Origin of the sequence: Bartonella sp. OC68QHHN (genome assembly GCF_042193875.1) — a bacterium.
Taxonomy (GTDB): Bacteria; Pseudomonadota; Alphaproteobacteria; order Rhizobiales; family Rhizobiaceae; genus Bartonella; species Bartonella grahamii_A.
Genome location: NZ_JBHIME010000017.1, coordinates 14,257 through 35,920, shown reverse-complemented (window position 1 = coordinate 35,920; position 21,664 = coordinate 14,257). Strand labels below are relative to the sequence as shown.

At 36.9% G+C, this 21,664-nt stretch carries 10 protein-coding genes and 3 pseudogenes; 5 read left to right on the top strand and 8 right to left on the bottom strand.

Features of this window, described 5'->3' with window-relative positions:
- Positions 1-141: 141 nt before the first annotated feature.
- The 5 genes and pseudogenes from ACFIJ0_RS01335 to ACFIJ0_RS01315 all read left to right on the top strand — a co-directional run bounded on the left by ACFIJ0_RS01335 (position 142) and on the right by ACFIJ0_RS01315 (position 8,775).
- Positions 142-1,173: an AAA family ATPase gene (locus ACFIJ0_RS01335; RefSeq protein ID WP_375623378.1), complete on the top strand. Its 1,032-nt coding sequence runs from the start codon at positions 142-144 to the stop codon at positions 1,171-1,173.
- Complete coding sequence (locus ACFIJ0_RS01330; RefSeq protein ID WP_375623376.1) at positions 1,174-2,085, top strand: DUF58 domain-containing protein; 912 nt, start codon at positions 1,174-1,176, stop codon at positions 2,083-2,085. It begins immediately after the preceding gene.
- Positions 2,082-4,880 carry a DUF4159 domain-containing protein gene (locus ACFIJ0_RS01325; protein ID WP_375623374.1) on the top strand — a complete coding sequence of 933 codons (2,799 nt, stop codon included), beginning with the start codon at positions 2,082-2,084 and terminating at the stop codon, positions 4,878-4,880. Before ACFIJ0_RS01330 ends, ACFIJ0_RS01325 begins: the two co-directional genes overlap by 4 nt.
- Positions 4,877-6,973, top strand: coding sequence for a glutamine amidotransferase (locus ACFIJ0_RS01320; RefSeq protein WP_375623372.1), 2,097 nt, complete (start codon positions 4,877-4,879; stop codon positions 6,971-6,973). Before ACFIJ0_RS01325 ends, ACFIJ0_RS01320 begins: the two co-directional genes overlap by 4 nt.
- Positions 6,974-7,883: 910 nt before the next feature.
- Positions 7,884-8,775, top strand: a pseudogene (locus ACFIJ0_RS01315) (metallophosphoesterase family protein).
- 1,436 nt (positions 8,776-10,211) lie between these two features.
- On the opposite strand, the gene ACFIJ0_RS01310 reads toward ACFIJ0_RS01315, so the two are convergent.
- The 8 genes and pseudogenes from ACFIJ0_RS01310 to ccmE all read right to left on the bottom strand — a co-directional run bounded on the left by ACFIJ0_RS01310 (position 10,212) and on the right by ccmE (position 21,515).
- Positions 10,212-11,024: an outer membrane protein gene (locus ACFIJ0_RS01310; protein WP_375623368.1), complete on the bottom strand. Its 813-nt coding sequence runs from the start codon at positions 11,022-11,024 to the stop codon at positions 10,212-10,214.
- Between the two features lie 708 nt (positions 11,025-11,732).
- Positions 11,733-14,678 (bottom strand): bifunctional [glutamine synthetase] adenylyltransferase/[glutamine synthetase]-adenylyl-L-tyrosine phosphorylase, encoded by a 2,946-nt coding sequence (locus tag ACFIJ0_RS01305; RefSeq protein WP_375623366.1) that lies wholly within the window; start codon positions 14,676-14,678, stop codon positions 11,733-11,735.
- A gap of 77 nt (positions 14,679-14,755) precedes the next feature.
- Complete coding sequence (locus ACFIJ0_RS01300; RefSeq protein ID WP_375623364.1) at positions 14,756-16,138, bottom strand: ATP-binding protein; 1,383 nt, start codon at positions 16,136-16,138, stop codon at positions 14,756-14,758.
- On the bottom strand, positions 16,135-16,821 hold the full coding sequence (locus ACFIJ0_RS01295) for a winged helix-turn-helix domain-containing protein (protein ID WP_375623362.1): 687 nt from the start codon (positions 16,819-16,821) through the stop codon (positions 16,135-16,137). The genes ACFIJ0_RS01300 and ACFIJ0_RS01295 overlap by 4 nt, the downstream gene beginning before the upstream one ends.
- A 72-nt stretch (positions 16,822-16,893) precedes the next feature.
- Positions 16,894-18,405: a Do family serine endopeptidase gene (locus ACFIJ0_RS01290; protein WP_375623360.1), complete on the bottom strand. Its 1,512-nt coding sequence runs from the start codon at positions 18,403-18,405 to the stop codon at positions 16,894-16,896.
- Positions 18,406-18,592: 187 nt separating this feature from the next.
- Entirely contained in the window at positions 18,593-19,045 is a 453-nt protein-coding gene (locus tag ACFIJ0_RS01285) for a cytochrome c-type biogenesis protein CcmH (protein WP_375623358.1), read from the bottom strand.
- A gap of 1 nt (position 19,046) precedes the next feature.
- A pseudogene (locus tag ACFIJ0_RS01280) lies at positions 19,047-21,027 on the bottom strand (heme lyase CcmF/NrfE family subunit).
- A 7-nt stretch (positions 21,028-21,034) separates the two neighbouring features.
- Positions 21,035-21,515, bottom strand: a pseudogene (ccmE, locus tag ACFIJ0_RS01275) (cytochrome c maturation protein CcmE).
- Positions 21,516-21,664 lie beyond the last annotated feature (149 nt).

Sequence of the window (21,664 nt, the reverse complement as noted above, 5' to 3'; positions counted from 1 at the left end):
CTTTTCTCTTCTTACATCCGAATATGAAAAAAATGGCATATGATACTTCTTTTCTTCTCATTTTCTGTTACAAACAATAAAATATCCATTATCATGCAGAGAAAATTACCATTTTTGCGACAAACACCTTAAGGAAGAAATATGAGTCAACATGATCCATCATCCAATTGTGTAAAAAAGGTCAATATCAATCATGAGGCTCAAGTCATTATTGATGATATTGATACGGCACACAAAGAATTGGATATTTTACAACAAGAAATTGACAAAGTTATTTTTGGGCAAAGTCAGGTAATCGAATATGCTTTAATCGCTATTTTTGCTGGTGGTCACGCCCTTCTTGTCGGTGCTCCAGGACTAGCAAAAACACGTCTTGTTGAAACATTGGGAACAGTCTTAGGGCTTGATGAAAAACGCATCCAATTTACTCCTGACTTAATGCCATCGGATATTATTGGTTCTGAAATTATGGATTCCGATAAAGAAGGTAAACGTTCTTTTCGATACATTCAAGGTCCTATTTTCACGCAACTTCTCATGGCCGATGAAATCAATCGTGCTTCTCCACGGACACAGTCAGCCCTTTTACAAGCTATGCAAGAATATCATGTTACTGTTGCAGGTAACCGTTATGATTTGCCACAACCTTTTCATGTTCTTGCAACCCAAAATCCTCTCGAACAAGAAGGAACCTATCCACTTCCTGAAGCACAATTGGATCGCTTTTTGATGCAAATCGATATTGACTATCCTGACCTCACAACAGAGAGACGGATCATTTTAGAAACAACAAAAGAAAAAAAATCAAATGCAAAACCAATTTTATCCGCCAAAAAGTTGCAAAAAATTCAAAATATCGTTCGCAAAATGCCTCTTTCAGAAAATGTGATCGAAGCTATTTTAAAAATTGTCCGCTCAACTCGCCCTCATACAGACAATAGCCTTGCTAATACTTATGTTTCTTGGGGACCTGGTCCACGGGCATCACAAGCCCTTTCACTTTGTGTTCGCGCCCGTGCTCTTTATTATGGACGCTTAGCCCCCTCACTTGATGATGTTGAGGCATTGGCCTATCCTATATTACAACACCGCATGGCTCTTAATTTTTCTGCCCGTGCTGAAAATATAACCGTAAAAGATATTATCAATAACCTTGTGAAAGATGCTCTTTGAATGGCTATTGGCAAAAAAGTTTTACAAAAGCCTCCATTGTCGCTGGCAAATGAGCTGTATAAGGATACTGGCAAAATGCCATATTTCCTTTTACAAGCGCGTCATATCGCTAATACACTGATAACCGGATGGCATAAACAACGTAAACGCGGTAATGGGGAAAACTTTTGGCAATTTCGTCCCTATGTTGAAGGAGAATCCATTACCCGCATTGATTGGCGTCGCTCAGCGCGTGATGAAAATACGTATCTCCGCGAACACGAATGGCAAATGACACAAATCGTTTGGCTCTGTCCCGATCAGAGCGCATCAATGCATTACTGTTCGCGCTTTTCTAAAATCTCTAAAGGTAATCATGCCATTATTCTTACCCTTACCTTAGCATCACTTCTTGCACGCAGTGGCGAACACATTGCTATTCCCAACTTAATATCCCCCACAATGACATCCAATGTCGTAGAACGAATAGCCTTTGCTTTAGAAAATCATGCAGATGAAAATTCATTTCCGGATTTTTCAACGATTACACGCTTTTCACATGTCGTTATAATAAGTGATTTTCTCGACTATCCTGAAAAAATCATCCAACATTTAACCGTCTTAACTACAAAACAGGTGACAGCTCATTTAATTGAAATTTCTGATCCCGCAGAAGAAAGCTTTCCCTACACAGGTCACACAGAATTTTTTGATCCTGAAACGAAAGAGAAACATGTTTCCACAAAAGCAGAAGATCTTCGTAAGAGCTATTGTAAACTATATCACGCAAGGCGACAAGAATTGGCAAATTTTTGCGCACGCCAAGGATGGTCTTATCACGTTAGTACAACGGATCAACCTTTAACAGAGACCATTTTTCATCTTGCACATACAATGGGCGGCTCTCCATTGCAAAAAAGGAGAGCACTTTGAGTTTTGCTGCTCCCTTTCTGTTACTAGGGCTTTTGTTCCTACCTGTCATTTGGTGGCTGTTGCGGATAACTCCTCCATCCCCGCGTCAAGAGCTTTTTCCTCCGTTACGCTTCTTACCCAAACCAATTCATCAGCAAGAAACAGCAAAACATACACCTTGGTGGTTGCTCTTGTTGCGTTTAACCATCGCAGCACTTGTTATCATAGCTCTAGCACGCCCCACGTGGGATCAAAAACCAATCAGCTTTTCCGGATCTCACCCCCTTGCAATCATTATTGATAATGGTTGGGCTTCTGTAAAAGAATGGAAAAAGCGCATCTCTACAGCTGAAATGCTCCTTACACAGGCAGAAAAACAGCAAAAAAATATTTATCTTGTTGCAACAGCTGAAAATGATATCTCTAATATAGAGCCCCAACCAGCCAAGATTATAAAACAGCATTTAATGCATTTGCAACCGCGTCCTTGGCCTGTCAACCGCGTGCATGCACTGAAAAAACTCAGAAAAATAACCAAAGGAAAACCTCTTGATATTGCTTATTTAAGTGATGGATTACAAACAAATGAAGATGAGCAAACTTTTGCTTTGCTTGAAGAATTAAAACCTGAAAAATTCTTATGGTATTTGGCTGATATTTCTGATTTAATCGGCATAACATCCGTAAAAAATAACGATGGAAACATGGTCGCGCGTATTATCCGCTCAACAACACACGGCAAAACTTCTGCTACACTCAACCTCTACGATTCAAACAATCAACTTCTCGGTCAATTTACGAAAAATTTCTCTGAAGGAGAAACAACAGCTCTTGTTCCTTTTGATGTACCACTTGAATTACGCAATGATATCGCTTGGATAAAAATGAATAATCAAAACCATGCTGCTGCAACCTTCTTGATAGACAGCCATAACAGGATAAGCCGTGTTGCTCTTCTATCACCCGATACCAATGAAATGGCACAGCCCTTACTTTCTCCATTTTATTATATTATCAAAGCATTACAGGAACATACACAGCTTATAACAGCCGGTGGAAGAGAGCTTTCAACGGATATTGATTATTTGCTTAAACAAAATCCATCTGTTTTCATTATGAGCGACATGGTTAACATGCCTGAAAAAGCAGAAAAAAAACTTTCTGATTTTGTGAATAAAGGGGGAACACTCATCCGCTTTGCAGGAGAAAAACTCAGTAGTGCAGAACATTATGATAGTCTCCTTCCGATACCGCTGCGTCAGGGTCAACGTTTCCTTGGAAGTATTATGTCTTGGACGAAACCACAAAAGCTTTCCCCTTTTGCAAAAAATAGTTTTTTCTTTGATCTTCCTTTTCCAGAAGATGTCACTGTCTCGCGCCAAATCCTCGCAGAACCAACCCCAGATCTTTTTGAAAAAACGTGGCTTAGCCTTTCGGATGGAACCCCTCTTATTACCGCAGCAAAACGTGGTAAAGGAACCCTCATTCTCATTCATGTTGCTCCTGACCCAACATGGTCTAATCTTCCTCTTTCTGGCTTTTTTGCACAAATGTTGCAAAAACTAATCACATTAAGGTCTAACGAAAAAACAAGCCTAACACACAGAGAAAAAAGAACAATGGTACAAAACCCGTGGCGTACCATAGCCGCTGACGGACAATTACAAGTACCGCCCTCTGATGTTGTTCCACTGGTCTTTGACTCTCAAAATCCACCCCATCCTTCCTATCATACTCCCCCAGGACTTTATGGTATCAAAAACGATTTTTATGCACTCAATCTCTTAACTCATTCGTCGCACTTGATGAAACAATCATCATTGCCAACTTCTCTTAATAAAAACCCTTTATCTTACGATATAAAAGAAAAAAATCTTATCGGCCCACTTTTAGGATTAGCCATCTTATTATTCGCCTTTGACAATTTTCTCATTTTATGGATGGGAAATATTTTTTCTTTCATGAAACAGCGTAATATGTTTCTCCTCCCTTTTATAAGTCTTATTGCCTTATTTTCATATGATCCAACTCTTCATGCACAAACGAACGAAAATCATTATGATAGTGTACAAGCTGCTGGTGCAACACATCTTGCCTATGTTATAACCAATAATCATGAAATTGATACAACGAGTAAAAGTGGTCTAGAAGCGTTAAGTCAATTTATCGCAGAGCGTACAATGCTTACCCTAGGCTCTGTTACAGCACTTGATCTCGATAAAGATGAACTCTCTTTTTATCCTCTTATTTACTGGCCAATTGATGTTAAGAGTCCTATACCAACCCCCAAAAGCCTTGAAAAAATAAATAACTTTATGAAACATGGGGGAACAATTTTATTTGACACGCGCGATCAGATAAAGAGTAATCTTAATCTTGAAGGAGATGCCACTCCAGAAACGCAACGATTACGAGATATCTTAAAAGAGTTAAATATTCCATCCATTGAGCCAGCGTCAATGGATCATGTTGTTGCACGTTCTTTTTATATTATGCCAGATTTTCCTGGTCTCTACCGTGGTTCACCTTTATGGATTGAATCCTCGTCAACAAACAAAAAAAATAAAAATTCTCTTGCCAGCGGTGATAATGTAAGTTCTCTTCTCATTACCGCCAATAACTTTGCCGGTGCGTGGGCACTCGATGAAAAAGGGACATGGAAATATCCCCTTGTTCCCAATGATCCAATGCAACGTCTATGGGCATTTCGTGCAGGTTTAAATATTGTCCTTTATGTTCTGACAGGAAACTATAAAGCGGACCAAATTCATGTTCCAGCACTCTTGGAACGCTTTAAAAGAGAAAGAAGGCAATGATATCATTTTTCACTTTTCAGCCTTTTTTACCACTCATTTGGATTCTGTTCTTAAGTGGAATATCGATTCTTTTTGTCGTTATTGGTCTTGTTACGCAACGTCAAGGTTCTTTATTTCGTCTGATGGCATTAAGCGCCCTCATCCTTGCTTTGCTCAATCCAATGATCATAAAAGAACAGCGTGAACCACTGAAAAGCACTGTAGGAATTGTCATTGACCGCAGCAAAAGCCAAACATTTGGAACACGTACAAACGACAGTGATGAAGCGCGCGCGCGATTAACTCAAGCATTGGCGCATTATCCACAATTTGAACCACGCTTTATTGAAGCTGGAAAACTTGCTGATAATCAGTATGCACCCTCAACGAATTTGTTTGATGCTTTAACACAAGCAGTATCTGATGTACCGCTCTCTCGTTATGCAGGAACCATTTTTATCACCGATGGACAAGTGCATGATATCCCTTCCATATCAGACCTTCATCATGAAGCACCTCTCAATGCGCTGATTACAGGACACTCAGATGAATTTGATCGCCAAATCAAGTTTATTTCTCCTCCACGCTTTGCCCTTGTGAACAAACCACAAACGCTTTCCATTTTGGTAGAAGATAAAGTCCCTGCCAAAAAAACAATATCACAGAAAGCAAATATTACACTAAGCGTCAATGGACAAGACATTGGCCATTATTCTGTGACTCCCGGCGTGATTTTTCAAACCGAAATTACCATTCCTCATGCTGAAAAAAATATTATCCAAGTGATAACGGATCCACACAAAGGTGAACTAAGCTTTGAAAACAACCGCGCCATAACAATCATTGAAGGAATCAGAGAAAATTTACGCGTTCTTCTTATTTCAGGTGCTCCTTATAATGGAGAACGGACATGGCGAGACCTTTTGAAAGGTGATTCCAATATCGATCTTGTTCACTTTACTATTTTGCGCCCTCCCACCAAAGCAGATAATACGCCCTTAAGCCAATTATCCTTGGTAGTCTTTCCCACAAGAAAACTCTTTGTTGAAGAGATTAATAACTTTGATCTCATCATCCTTGATGGCTACCAGCACTCTGCTGCTCTACCCTTAATCTATTATGATTATATCGCCCAATATGTACAAAAGGGGGGTGCATTGCTGATGGTAACAGGACCTGAATTTACCAAAAACAACTCACTCGCGAAAACACCTTTAATAAGCATTCTACCGGCATTACCCAATGGAACTATTATTGAAAAGCCTTTTCGCCCCACATTAACCAAAGAAGGTGAGCGTCATCCTGTCACAAGGGGCCTTGCAACACTTAACCTTCCAGCTTCTCAATGGGGGCAATGGTTGCGACAAATTGCCATTCAAAACATAAATAACGGAATCGCCCTCATGAAAGGAGCTGATGAACAACCACTTTTACTTCTCTCACATGTTGATAAAGGACGTGTAGGCATGTTGCTCTCCGATGAAAGTTGGCTTTGGGCACGTGGTTTCGAAGGCGGCGGTCCTTATGCAGCTCTTTATCGTCGCATTGCCCATTGGCTCATGAAAGAACCAGAACTTGAGGAAGAAAAATTAAGTGCAACCAGCAGCCATCATCATTTAACAATTCGCCGCCAAACTTTAAAAGACCATCCAGAACCCGCTGAAATAACCTTTCCCTCTGGAAAAAAAGAACATATCACCCTCACCAAAGAGCAAGAAGGTCTCTTCAGCGCAACTGGGACCACTGATGAAACAGGAATTTTTACCATTAAAAATGGCGATTTAACAATCCTTTCTTCTGTAGGGATGCTCGATAATCTTGAATTGTTTGACTTAATTTCAACACAAGAAAAACTAGCTCCCATTATTAAGCACACAGGTGGTTACATCGGGCGGTTACACCCTGAGGGAAAAGAAAACTTTCATCTTCCTCCATTCAAGCTGATTCAATCAAAAATAAGCCAGCATTCTTCCCCAGCACATTCAATTGTTCTGAAAGAAGCGACAGAAACCCGTTTAATTAAGACCTTTTATTTTTCGATATTTTCTGGTTTCTTGGCACTGCTTGCTTGCCTTTTACTGTTGAGCAGCATGTGGTATCGTGAAAGCCGTTGAAAAATCTGAAATTTCGTATAATAGTCTTAAAATTCAGCTTATCTTTTTGTGTATTTTCTTGTCTTTTACAATTAGATAAAATATTGATCTATAATGATAATTTATCATTATTTTCGTATTGAGCCATTAGTCCAAGTAGGATTTTTCTTCCTTGTAATACTTTCCATATTAAATCAATTAAAATCACTCTCTTGCACATCATTAAAAGAGGTGCCGTATAAATAAAAACCATTGAAGAAGAGAGCGAAGTACCTCTTATGAATCCTCTTAAAGCAAGGATTTTCATAAAATTGGAAGGGAATAGTATGATTTTTTTGCTTTGCACCTTGTATAAATGTAAAGATGGTGGAGCATAATAAGCCTTATAAACGAGGCTTTTCTTAGCATTACGAGCTTTCGTGAAATGGGATCAAGCGCACTGGGAAATATCTCTTCAAAACAAATATGTGAATGTACAACACAATGATATTTTATTTGGGATATTTTATTTGAAATATTCCTCTTGAAGCGTTCTGTTTTGTGTGACAAAATCTCCTATTAAAAGCAATACATGGCAGTGCAAAACCGTAAAAATTCCTGATAAATACAATACATTCTTTTGCATTTTACACTGAATGATTAGATTTTTTTATAATAATGTGTGGACGTATAAAACTGTTTAAAAGTCTTAAAACTTTATGACCATCATTTTAGAGTTTATCTCATCATACAAAAGACATATCGGTTGCCAAGAAGGATATGTTGTATTATGCTATCTTCTCCATAAAAAATACAATACAGCGTTAATTCTTCAAAGAATCTTCTCATACTTTCAACAAGCTATTTTTCATTTTACAATCCTTCTTGCCTTTAAATATCAATTTATCTTATATTTATTCTTTAAATCATTTTTAACACTCTACGAGCTTTTATGTTTTATCTTGCCCATATATCGGATATACATCTTTCCCCTCTCCCGCAGCCTTCCCTTTTTGAACTTTTTGGAAAGCGTCTTACCGGTTATCTGAATTGGCAAAAAAAACGTAAGAGTCAAATGGTCACAAATGTCCTAGAAACTTTAATAAATACCTTGAACAAAAAAAAAAACTGATCATCTTGTGATTTCTGGTGATCTTGTGAATCTTGCTCTAGATAAGGAATTTGAACAAGCACATCGTTGGCTACTTAACTTAGGACAACCGCAAGATATTTCCTTGACATTTGGAAATCATGACGCCTATGTCCGCGGTGCTTTCCAAAAAGCATGTACTCTTTTTAAACCTTGGATCACAGGTGACGTCCCTCAAAAAAGCACCTTTCTTTTTCCTTATATGCGCATTCGCAAAAATGTTGCCATCATAGCAACTTCTTCAGCCATCGCGACACCACCTTTTCAAGCTTCTGGTTATTTTGGTAAAGTGCAAGCGCAAACTTTACCGTTCTTTTTAAAGGAAGCAGCACAGCACAACCTTTTTCGTGTCGTCATGATTCACCATCCCCCCTTTCCCAAGGCAACGTCTTGGCATAAAAAACTATGGGATATAAAACGTTTTCTAGACGTTATCAAATATCACGGTTGCGAACTTATTCTTCACGGACATACTCATTTACCCACATTAAATTATATTGAAGGACCAATTAAAAAAATTCCTATTGTTGGTGTTCCTTCCGCATCACAAGCTTTTGGTGATAAAAAACCACCCGCAGGCTTTAATTTATTTTCTATTGAACGCTTACAAAATCAATGGCACTGCCAATTGCAACGTTATAGCATTATCAACCCCAAAAACGAGATTGCATGTACTGAAACAATTAATCTTTAAACACCTTCATAGTTGCCACAACAACCAAAAACGAAAATATTTTTACTTCATGTCCCTTTGGAAATCATAATTCTTATTTCCCTTTTTCTTCTTAAAAGACAAAGTCTCATCTTCTCTGTCGATAAATCAATTTCTCTCAGAGAGTTCCATCTGCTACCCACTTATGTGACTGGCTTTAAAAACTCATCGGTTTACTTCCTTCCCGTCCTAAAGTCCAAAAATTTCTACCACACCTGATCTATAAATAATCCAGATTCTTGTCGCACGGGTTCCCCCTGCTAATTGTGCATGTGATTTACCTCACAAAGCTCTACAAACAAATCCTGCCTTGAATTTCATCATACATTCCTACCAAAAGCATCAATGCGTACAATCCTTATACCACTACAGTGATGATATTTTATAGAATAATAGAGAAGCTTATTCAGCTTCTATACCTGAAAATCAATGCCTAAAAAAGTCCAATAATAACTTAAAGTATATAATTTCAATAACCAATCCTACTTGTAATTCATAAACAAATGATGTTGATTGATTTATCATAAATAGATTTGAAATGATCCCCTACTATTTCACTTGATATTTATTATCGTACAGTTAAAAGATTTATAAAAAATAATAGATTCTATTTCGATAATAAGCATAGGTAATAATGTTTTTATGACTCGATAAATTCCTAATTTGCTATCTATTTTTTCCTATAAATCACTTTATAATTATTTTATTACTGTAAATTATTATTTATAATATAACATAAAATATCTAATAATAATAAGAATTATAATATGAATTTTCATTATTATTGAGTCATATTTCAGATGTAATTTGACGGGCTTTAGAAATTTTTTTGCGATTTTTTTGTCATTAAATAAAATATTTTACGATAATGCAAAACAGAAAAGTCGATTGTATGAGAGGTATTTCAAATAAAATAAAACGCCATTAAGTTGCTAATTCATATGTTTGTTTAAAAAAGTATCTTTTAAAGCACCCAAACCCATTTCACGACAGCACCTATGAATGATGTAATGATAAGTCCATTTAGCAGCACCATCTTTACGTTTATAAAATCAAGCTAGTACCAAATCTCACACTTTGCCAACCCCCAATGTAGCGACAAACTTTGGCACTTGAGATGGTTATACGAAGCATTTTTATTCTTTCTTTAATGTTTTTTATCTCACGGCTCTCCCACCTTTTTACGTGCAAAAGACATAGTTTTGATTGGTTTAACATAGTATAGGTTTAAAATGAGAAAATCTTATGATACTTGAGGCTCTCACTCAACATGAAAAAAGTAAATTATATTTACAAATCAAAGTATTGTTCGAATAAAATAGTAGCTCTTTTGAGTGAAGGATATTTTCCAGAACATATCTGAAAAATAAAAGCCTCATTCGAAAATGAGACTTTTGAATTTTTAATTCTGCAAAAAATTAAAATTTATAAGCTACACCCACACGGAAATCGCTTGTCTTGTAGCCCATTTCAAATTTATCATGCACGAACTTCTTCTTACCAAAATCTGAATAACGATATTCTGCACGCACAATAACATTATCAGTCATTGCAAAATCAACACCACCTCCGAGAGTATAACCAATCATAGTCTTTTTTTCATCATGCAACCAATCAGAAAAATTAACTGCTCTATTTTTGCTATCAGCAACTAACCCAAAAATATTCTGAAGCTGCGTATAAGCAATACCTCCAGAAACATAAGGCATCATACGCTCAATCGCAAAACCAACTCTTACCCGCGTAGCACCAACCCATTTTTGTTTTAAAGTATGACGTACAGCTTCAATAGGTGTTGTCGAATCCTCCTCATGAGAATCTCTTGTTCGATTTTTTTCTTCTGGAGAAGTTTCTTCAGTTTGACTTTTTTTTGGTAGACTAATATCTTTTGTATTCTTTTTATCAGACCACATAATATCCGTATCAATACCTATAATAAAACCATTATCGATATCAATATTAGAACCTGCATACCCCCCCCCCATAAAACCAGAAAGTTTAGGTAAATTCTCCTTTCCAATTGGATTCCATATCCCTGTCTCATCTTTTAAATAACTTGCAGTTGTTTTACCTGAAAAGTTACCAATCTGTCCTCCAAAATAAAATCCTGTCCAAGAAAAAGCAGGAACTGCAATAACCGGCTGTTCAGAAGTAATGATATCCGATGCCTGTACTACCGAAATTAAAATTAAAGAAAAGATAGATGTTGAAGCTAAATACTTTGTAATCATAATTGCTCCCCTAAAAGCTAATGTGATACATAAATAATGTAAATCGTTTCATAGTTTTTTTAAAAAATATATAGCAAAAATGACACAGTTACAAAAAAAATAAACTTTCTATTTAAAAATAAAAGTATTTTTAATAAATAGTATTATAAAAAAATTTTAAATATGCTGTATATTTCTATTAATTATTACATATTATCTTTTATAGCTTCCTATTAATCATTATTATCCAAAGTTATATAAATAATTATAATGTCAATTTTTTGAAAAAAATGAGATATGTAATCAATAAAGCTTTTTATCATATTGATTTAAATATGTTAGTATTATTAGTGTAATAAGACATAATCTCTATAAGTTTTTATATAAATCTGTACGATAAAAACACTCTTGCATATATTCTTGTGTTGAATATCTCTCAATTCATAAATGTATCTGATATACTGCTGCTTAATAAATGACCCATATGCTTCTATCACACACATGAGATAAGGCTCATAAAGAATATCATTCACTAAACTAGTCACTCATCGCTTTTTGTATAAAGAATAACACCTAGAATGGCACATTTAACAGAGAAATTTTTTCATCACACTTGAGAAACCAGTAGAGAACTTCACTCTAAACCTCTCAAGCGTATAATGAAATAAAAGATAAAAATTAATCTATAAAAATAGAATTAATAATTTTTATTTTTCTTATAGAATTGTTTTAAGATTTCATGATTTTTGTAAAAACTGAACAGACCAATTGCCCAGTTTCTGCAATTAATTTTTCAACACGAAGTAAATCAGGTTCCCCAACACTATTTAACAACAGGTCACTTAATCCAGGTGGCATATCATTGGGATCAAGAGAATCATTTAAGCAAAGCCGTATAATTTGACTCAAATTTGTATAAAGACGATAAGCATAATGTAAATCAGCAATACATGACTGATTAAGAAAACTGTTTGGTAAGTGATCTAAAATATCCGCTGTCGTCGCTCCAATTTGAAACTCAATGACATGCGTGATAAGAGAAAATTGAGCAATAAACTCCAAATCCATAATGCCACCAGACATCGTTTTTAAATCCCATTGATTTTTTGGTGGCTTTTCTTTTGCAATCAAGGAACGCATTTCACATACTTCTTTTACAACTTCCTTCTTATCACGAGAAATAGCAATAATTGCACACACTTCATTTTCTAGCTTCTGTAAAAAATCACGATCTCCTGCAATGCCTCGAGCCCTTGTTAAAGCAAGATATTCCCATATCCATGCTTCTTGGCGATAATACTTTTTAAAAAATGGAAAAGAAACAGCAACAGGACCTTTATTACCTAACGGCCGTAACCTTAAATCAACGACATAAAGAACACCTTGGCTTGTAAGAGTGGATAAAGCAGAAACGAGGCGCTGTGCTAAACGCGTATAATATTGAGAGACATAAAGAGGCTTTTCTCCGTCAGATATTTCTGCATCATCATCGTGTTCATAAAGAAAAACGAGGTCAACATCGGAATCTGCCGTTAATTCGCGACTTCCAAGCTTCCCCATACCCAATATGCCAACACGCCCCCCTTTAATAGTACCATGAAGACGAGAAAATTCCTCTTGAACGGCAGCAAATGTTTTTGTAATCATAAGATCAGCAAGCGCAGTAAAAGCAAAACCCGCTCTTTCTCCTGTAATTGCGCCATTCAAAATTCGAATACCAATCAAAAAACGTTGTTCATCTGCAAAAATCCTTAAATGGTCGAGAATTTCCTCATAAGGAATAATATTTTCAAGAAAATATTCAAGCCGTTTTTCTAAATACGTTTTTGTTGGTAATTCTGAAAGAATATTCGGATCTAACATTCCATCAAAAACATGGGTTCTGCGTGTAATAATTTCTGCAAGACGTGGAGCAGCACCCATAATAAGGACAAGCATATTCAAAAGAGAGGGATTAGACTGCAAAAGACTAAAAAGCTGAATTCCTGAAGGTAAGCCCTGTAAAAAACTATCAAAACGCAACATCGCCTCATCAGCTCGTTTTGTCCCACCAAAAGCTTTCAAAAGAGCTGGTGTTAATTCCGTTAATCTCTCGCGTGCTTCGGCTGATTGCGTTGCTTTATAACGACCACAATGGAGAGTGCGCATAATACGACAAATATCACTTGCTCTTTCAAAGCCTAAACGGCTTAACGTTATTAATGTCTCCGGGTCATCTTCTTCACCTGTAAAAACTAAATTACCAATTTCTAAACCAAGTTCTTGCTCATTCTCAAACAGTGCTGCATAATGTTTTTCAACAATCTGAAGTGTTTTTAATAAATCACGGATAAAACTGCTACTGTCTTGATAACCCATTAAATAGGCAACACTCGTGAATTGAGCAATATCATTTGGAAGAAGATGTGTTTGTTCATCGAAAAGAATCTGAATACGATGTTCTACATTTCGAAGAAAAGCATAACTTTTTATAAGGCTATTTCTTGTTTTCTCACTGATCCAACCAAGCGTGTGAAGTTCTGCTAACATTGCAACTGTCTGACGTCCACGTAATTGAGGAAAACGCCCACCAGCAATGAGCTGCTGTGTCTGCACAAAAAACTCAATCTCACGAATACCACCACGACCTAACTTTATATTATGCCCATAAGCTGCAATTTGATCGTAATTTTTATGCGCATGAATTTGACGTTTGATCGAATGAATATCAGCAATAGCAGCGTAATCTAAATATTTCCGCCACACATAAGGAAAAAGCTCTTTGAGAAAGTTAGAACCTGCCCTCTTATCACCAGCAACTGGACGTGCTTTAATCATGGCTGCTCGTTCCCAATTTTGCCCACGCCCTTCGTAATAACGCAAGGCAGTCCTTACTGGTAAGGCCAAAGGAGTTGATCCTGGATCTGGACGAAGCCGAAAATCAAGACGGAAAACATATCCTTCCGCAGTGCGTTCTTGAATGATACGGATTAATCGGCGTACCATTTTAGAAAATACGTCAACACTTTCAGAAAGATTACCAATATGAGGTGATGTTTCATCAATTAAAACAATAAGATCAATATCCGAAGAATAATTAAGTTCCCCTGCTCCTAATTTTCCCATCCCTAAAATAATTAAACCACAGTCTTTTTCTGGATTCTCACGGCTTAATAAATTGATCTTACCATGATCATGCGCTTCTCTTAATAGAAAACGTAGTGCTACACTTAATGCAGTTTCGCCCAAACGTGTCAACCAAAAACATGAAACTTCGTAAGTAAAAACACCACTCAAATCAGCTAAAGCAATGAGAACATGCGCTTCTCGTTTTTTGCGCCTTAAAGCAACCATCAATGAAGTTTCATTTATAGATTCATCCTTATCAATAGCCGTAATATCATCTATAATTTCTCTCAACCTTGTTTCTATATCAACATTTAATAAAGCACTAAGATATGATGGATTGGCAATTAAAACCCCACGCAAAAAAGGAGATAAGGTCATAACCGAACCGATAAAATCAATCTGCGTTCCACTTTCTGAAATAATAGAAACAAGCGATTCTAAACCTTCTTTCCTTGCTTGTTCTTCCAGGTCTTTTAACCATTGGGAACCACTTTTATTGAGAGGGCATAAAGGGAGAAACTGTGTTTTTAAAAAAGCTTGTTTCGTTTGCGCTCCCTTGAAAAGCATGTTGCCTTCCTTTCTATTGCTTTATACTTTTAAAATAGTTGTTACGTATGAAAAGAGAAAAGTGAAGAAAAATATCTTTAAGGAAATAACAAAACAGCCCTAAGCCCTGGATTTGCATTTTCAAGTAATAATTCACCCCCATGAAGTTTCATAACTGCTTTTGCTATACTTAAACCAATCCCAAACCCAGGTTGTGTGCGGCTTTCTTCAAGACGAACAAATCGTTCTGTCACTTTTTCACGTTTATCCTCTGCTATTCCTGGTCCATTATCGCTCACAACCACTAATAAATGTTCATCACGATATTCCATTGATAAGTAAACCTCGGCTTTCCTTTCACCTTTAGACGCATATTTAATGGCATTATCTATAAGATTAAAAATTGATTGTGCAACAAGCTCACGATTCAACTTAAGGTCTTTATCAAATATATTCCCTAACCGAAGTAAAACACCTGACTCTTCAGCAAAAGGTTCGTAAATCTCAACAGCATCTTCAAGGATCAGTTTCATATTCATCATTTCAAGATGCTCAATTGCACTGCTAGCCTCAATACGTGAAATCATTAAAATCGCATTGAACGTACAAATAAGTTGATCTGATTCTGCAATAACCCTATCAAGGACCTGACGATATTCAAGCTTTGTCTTATTTCCTGAAAGCGCCTCTTCAGCGCGATTTCTAAGACGCGTTAACGGCGTTTTCAGATCATGAGCAATATTATCTGATACTTGACGTAAACCAATATTTAACTCTTCAATGCGGTCTAACATAACATTAAGATTAGTTGACAATCGATCAAACTCATCCCCTACTCCAGAAACAGGCAAACGCCCACTGAAATCACCATCCATCAAACGCTGTGATGCAGCCGTTACATGATCAATCCTTTGTAAAGCTCTCCTGCCAACAAAAAACCATATGAGTAAAGCGCCTCCAACCATTGCAACAAGTGCAATGATCACAGCTTTACGAATAACCACTGCAAAACGTTCTGGCTCATCCAAATCGCGTCCTATAAGAATCTTCATAGCATTAGGTAAATCAACAATAACCGCCAAAGCGCGATGTTCACTTGTTTTGCCATGTTCTCCAAAACGGGAATACAAAAAAGAGGTAGAAATAAAACCACTCTGATTCAAAAGACCTAATTCAATACGTGCTACATTTCCTGCTAAAATACGCCCCATAGAATCCGTAACAAGATAAAGAAATGCTCCTGGTTGTCTTGAACGATAATCAATAGTGCGCATTAATAAGGATAATCCCCCATAATTATAAGCATTTTCAATATACTTTAATTCTTCATGTAAAGCCTGTTCAGTTTGCTCTGTTAACAATGAAGCAGAAAATGCCGTCATATAAATAGAAAGCCCTGTTGCCACCAATCCAAACAATAAAATGTAAAGCGCTGAAAGCCTTAGCGCCGTCGTGCGCATTATATTAATCAAACGATTCATGCTTTGTTATCTGGTGCTTTCAGCATATATCCAGCTCCACGCACGGTATGGAGAAGGGGAACATCAAAATCTTTTTCAATTTTGGCTCTCAAACGGGAGATATGGACATCAATGACATTCGTTTGTGGATCAAAATGGTAATCCCAAACATTTTCCAAAAGCATAGTGCGTGTAACAACCTGCCCCGCATAGCGCATCAAATATTCAAGTAAACGAAACTCTCGTGGTTGTAATAGGATGTTTCTATCACCCCGTTTTACTGTATGTGCTAGCCGATCAAGTTCAAGATTACCTACACAATAAACAGTTTCTGCTTCTTTAGGATTTTTCCGCCGTTGTAAAACTTCAACACGCGCAAGAAGTTCAGAAAAAGCATAAGGCTTTGTCAAATAATCATCTCCCCCTGCACGCAACCCTGTTACACGATCATTAACTTGCCCTAAAGCCGACAGGATAAGAACTGGTGTTTCATTGCCTTTAGCGCGCAATTCAGCAATAATAGAAAGACCATCACGATGCAAAAGCATTCGGTCAACAACCATAACGTCATAACTTTCCGTGGTCGCTAAAGCGTATCCCGTATCCCCATCATAAGCAACATCAACAGAATGCCCTACTTCCGAAAAAGCTTTTTCGAGATAATGCCCCGTCTCATGATCATCTTCAATAACGAGTATCTTCATAAAACGCATCTCCATTATCTTATTATGTTGTAGGACAAATATTTAATAAACATTTGTCCTACAACTAAAGCCTTATTTTTTGAAAATTGGAAGAGCAACAAAACGATTTTGATCATTTGTTCGCACTTGTAAGAGTATAGCCTTTCGTCCTAACTGCTGAGCATTTTTGATTGTGCTAATAATATCAGAGACTTTTTTAACCGGTTTATTATTTACTGTCACAATGATATCACCAGGGCGTATCCCTTTATCTGCAGCATCTGAATCGGTATCGACATCCGTTACGACAACCCCTACACCATCATCAGAAGGCATAACAATCAGACCATAATCTTCCAATGTTTCATCTAAATCACCCCGTCCATTTGAATATCTTGAAGTCTCTTTCTTACTTTCATCTTCAGACATTGAAGCGAGTTTAACCTTGATACTCTCCTCCTTACCTGATCTCCAAATCCCTATGGTTACCGTTTCTCCTGGTTTAATATTTGCAATACGTTTCGCCAGTTCACGCGCATCAGCAACCTTTTCATTATTCACTGAAATAATTACATCACCCGCTTTAATACCAGCCTTTTCTGCCGGTCCTTTTAACGGATCAGTGACCAAAGCCCCTTTGGCTTCTTTCAAACCTATTGAATCAGAAATCTCCTTTGTTACCGGTTGAATCTGAACACCTAACCAACCACGTTGAACTGAACCTTTTTCAATAAGTTGTTGTACAACCTGTTTTACAGTCGCTGCCGGAATAGCAAAAGCAATCCCAACATTTCCTCCAGAAGGAGAAAAAATTGCTGTATTAACCCCAACAACCTTTCCATTAAGATCAAACGTTGGACCACCAGAGTTTCCTCTATTAACAGCAGCATCAATCTGAATAAAATCATCGTACACACCAGTGCCAATATCACGTCCGCGTGCAGAAACAATACCTGCTGTCACAGTTCCACCAAGGCCAAATGGATTCCCAATGGCAACAACCCAATCCCCAACACGAAGCTTTGAATCATCACCAAAATCAACATAGGAAAATTTTCTTTTATCACTCACTTTTAATACGGCAAGGTCGGTTTTGGGGTCTTTCCCAATGAGCTTTGCGTTCAATTCTGTACCATCATCAAGAACAACAGTATAACTTGTTCCGTCAGAAATCACATGATCATTGGTCACAATGTAACCATCAGACGAAATAAAAAAACCCGATCCAAAAGCAACAGGGCGGAGTCTCTGCGATTGGTGGGGAAATTTATTTTTAGGTTTATCAAAATCATAAAACTCTTTAAAAAATCTTTTCAAAGGATGCTGGTCTGGTAATTGATCAAAACCTGGACCACTAAAAAAGTTGCTAAAGAACCTATCTTCTTTCTTTTTATTGCTCTTCACTTGTACTGCTACAACTGCTGGTTTTACTTGAGCAACAATATCGGCAAATCCCTGTTGTTGCATTAACGAAGTAAATACAGAACTTGCATGAGCCTTTGTCATCCACAAGCTTGATGTACATCCACTAAAAAACAGTGTACTTTCCAACATCGCAGAAAAACTCACTGCGACAAATGTTTTAAAGAAAGCCTTTTTAACCATTTACTCTATGCTCCTATTCAATCATACCTTTATTCCAATTCCGATCACTTATAAGATACCAGACCTTACCGTTTTCTGTCTAAATTATTAAAGTTTTGTAAGGTTTCAGTATTCCCTAATATAATTACAATAAGATTGTATGCTCATTGTAGATGATCTGATTTTTTTCTTTTATATAACATCTTTTTTAATGCAATGGCATTTTTGACTGTTCTTTTTCATTCACATAACTCACTATTTTCTCATGATTATTCCGTTTGAAGTGGAAAAATATGATACTTGCCCCAATGATGATAATGATCAAAGGCGAAAACCATAAAAACCAAGTTATTTTATTCAATGGTGGTTTCAAGAGAATAAATTCACCATATCGCTCAACAAGAAAGTCAGTGACTTGCTGATTACTATAGCCCATTTTTAGCCTTTCCCGAATTAAAAGCCGTAAATCACGTGCTAGAGAAGCATCTGAATCATCAATTGATTGATTTTGACAAACCGGACAACGTAAATGCGATGAAATATGACGTGCTCGCGCTTCAAGAAGCTTATCTTTTAAAATCTCATCCGGCTCTACTGCTATTGCTAATCGAAAAGGAAACGTTGCAATTAAAAAAAATACAATCCAAAGAATTTTTTTCATCTCAATGTCTTTTCCAAAAATTTAAAGCAAGCAGTACCCTATTGTACATGCCAATGCGAAGCCAATACCCCAGAAGAGAAAGACATCCGCCTACAGCCATCATGAATGCCCCTAACCAAATACATATTACATAAGGCTTCCACCATATGTGCACCACAAGACCCCGATTATCGATATGTCCCGGTACAATATATAGCTGCGATAAGCCATGATTTTGAAGACCAACTTCTGTTGTTGATGTATTTTGGCTTGAATAAAATCGCTTTGAGGCTGTTACATGACCCACAATGTTTTTATCTTCATATATTTTAAAATAAAACTCCATTGCCGAATAATTCGAACCAACACCATCATACACTGCATCAAAATGAAGCGTTTTATCCGCTATCGTCACACTATCCCCTACGTTCATGATTAAAATACGTTCTTGCCCAAAACTTGCCACACAAACAATACCAAATAATGTAACGCCTAATCCCATATGTGCTATTGCTGCACCAAAAGTAGACCATGGCAATCCAATAAATTTCTTAACGCGTACTGAAAAAGCTCTCTTGCCATATCCACTCTTTCCCCATAGATCCGCTAAACTGCCTAAAAAAACAAACGCTGAAAGCCCAATCCCTAAAACTGCAAAAATATCACGCACAGATGTCGCATAAAATATTATAAAACAGATGATACCAACCAATACAAAAACAAACCACAACCGTTCAAAAACTGCAAGAAAATCACCGCGTTTCCATGCCATCATTGCCCCAAACGGAACAAACAACAACAGCAAAACCATTAGCGGTCCACAGGTAAGGTTAAAAAAAACCGCCCCTACAGAAATTTTTTGCCCTGTTAATATCTCAATAAAATAAGGATAAAGCGTACCAATCAATACTGTTGCTGTTATTGTTGTAAGTAACAAGTTATTTAAAACAATAAACCCTTCACGTGAAATTGGTTGAAAAAATCTTTCTGTTTTTAAAATAGGGGTGCGCAAAGCAAAAAGAAGAAAAGCCGCTACTGTAAAAAAAAAATAAAAGCGCAAGAATTGCTTTCCCCCGTGCTGGATCAACAGCAAAACTATGAACAGAAACTAAAAGCCCCGAACGCACAAGAAAAGTTCCCATCAGAGAAAGGGAAAAAGTAAGCAGCGCTAAAAACAAAGTCCAACTTTTCAATATTTCTCGTTTTTCGAGAACAAGAGCAGAATGTAAAAGAGCCGTTCCTGAAAGCCAAGGCATAAACGAAACATTTTCAACAGGATCCCAAAACCAATACCCCCCCCATCCTAGCTCATAATAAGCCCAATAGGAGCCAACCATAATACCCAATGTCAAAAAACACCAAGAAAGTAAAAGCCACGGACGAATCCCACGCACCCAAATTCTATCAACATGTCCGGTAATCAATGCCGCAACGGCAAAAGAAAAACAAAGTGAAAAACCAACATAACCTAAATAAAGTAGCGGTGGATGAATCGCTAATGCAATATCTTGTAAGAGAGGATTGAGACCATTTCCCTGCAATGCTGGTGGATTCACACGTAAAAATGGATTGGATACAAAAAGAATAAATAAAAGAAAAGCACTTGTAATCCAACTTTGACAAATTAAAACAAGCGTCTTAAAATCTTCTGCCAAATGTTGGCTAAAAAAGGCCATCAATGCACTAAAAAAAGCAAGACTTAAAACCCATAACAACATAGAGCCTTCGTGGTTGCCCCAAACACCTGTAATTTTATAGAGCATCGGTTTTTCTGAATGAGAATTCTCAACAACGTTCAAAACAGAAAAATCAGATACGACATAAGCATAAATTATCACTAAAAATGATAAAAGCAGTAATGTAAAAGTGATATATGTCAGAGGAACAGCTGTTTGCATTAACAAACGCTCTCTCCACCAAAAACCTAAAGCAGGTAAGAACGCTCCTAATAAGCTTACTGAAAATGCTGCAGCTAAAAAAATATGACCCAGTTCGACAAGCACAATCGAATTATTTCTCCATAATGTAATGTTTTTTCAAACGATCAGCTGTTTCTTTAGGCATATAAGTTTCATCATGTTTTGCTAAAATACGCGTCCCTATAAAAAAACCCTGTTTATCGAAATACCCTTCTACAATCACCCCCTGACCTTCACGAAAAAGATCCGGTAAGGCACCATTGAAAACCACTTTTTCATGTTTTTTGTTATCCGTTACAAAAAAAGTAACGCCTCTCTTTCCAACATATTGAACAGTTCCCTTTTCAACAAAGCCACCCAAACGCAAAGGGCGCCCCGTTAAAATATCTTCTCTTGTAATTTCAGAGGGCATTCTAAAAAAACTGACCGCATGACGCATTGCATACACTATGAGACTTGCTGCAATTGTTATAACCAAACAACATAATAATATGATCAGTAAGCGCTTTTTTTTTTTGCTGCTCTAAAATAATCTTCAACGAAGCAGAATTCTTTAAAGATTGACTGTTCATAAACACTATACGAAAAAAATTTAAATACGTTATAATTAAGTATCAATATTTTATTTTTTAAGAGCTTTGCACATCTTCTACATAGGTGCAACTTTTTATCCAGTACCTCACCTTTGCTAACAAGCTTATCAATACCTTTTTTCCTTTTT

Excerpts from the sequence above, each read along its gene's own strand:
- ACFIJ0_RS01290 (WP_375623360.1), bottom strand. The coding sequence starts at position 18,405 with ATGGTTAAAAAGGCTTTCTTTAAAACATTTGTCGCAGTGAGTTTTTCT.
- ACFIJ0_RS01300 (WP_375623364.1), bottom strand. The coding sequence starts at position 16,138 with ATGAATCGTTTGATTAATATAATGCGCACGACGGCGCTAAGGCTTTCA.
- ACFIJ0_RS01320 (WP_375623372.1), top strand. The coding sequence starts at position 4,877 with ATGATATCATTTTTCACTTTTCAGCCTTTTTTACCACTCATTTGGATT.
- ACFIJ0_RS01335 (WP_375623378.1), top strand. The coding sequence starts at position 142 with ATGAGTCAACATGATCCATCATCCAATTGTGTAAAAAAGGTCAATATC.
- ACFIJ0_RS01295 (WP_375623362.1), bottom strand. The coding sequence starts at position 16,821 with ATGAAGATACTCGTTATTGAAGATGATCATGAGACGGGGCATTATCTC.
- ACFIJ0_RS01285 (WP_375623358.1), bottom strand. The coding sequence starts at position 19,045 with ATGAAAAAAATTCTTTGGATTGTATTTTTTTTAATTGCAACGTTTCCT.
- ACFIJ0_RS01310 (WP_375623368.1), bottom strand. The coding sequence starts at position 11,024 with ATGATTACAAAGTATTTAGCTTCAACATCTATCTTTTCTTTAATTTTA.
- ACFIJ0_RS01330 (WP_375623376.1), top strand. The coding sequence starts at position 1,174 with ATGGCTATTGGCAAAAAAGTTTTACAAAAGCCTCCATTGTCGCTGGCA.
- ACFIJ0_RS01305 (WP_375623366.1), bottom strand. The coding sequence starts at position 14,678 with ATGCTTTTCAAGGGAGCGCAAACGAAACAAGCTTTTTTAAAAACACAG.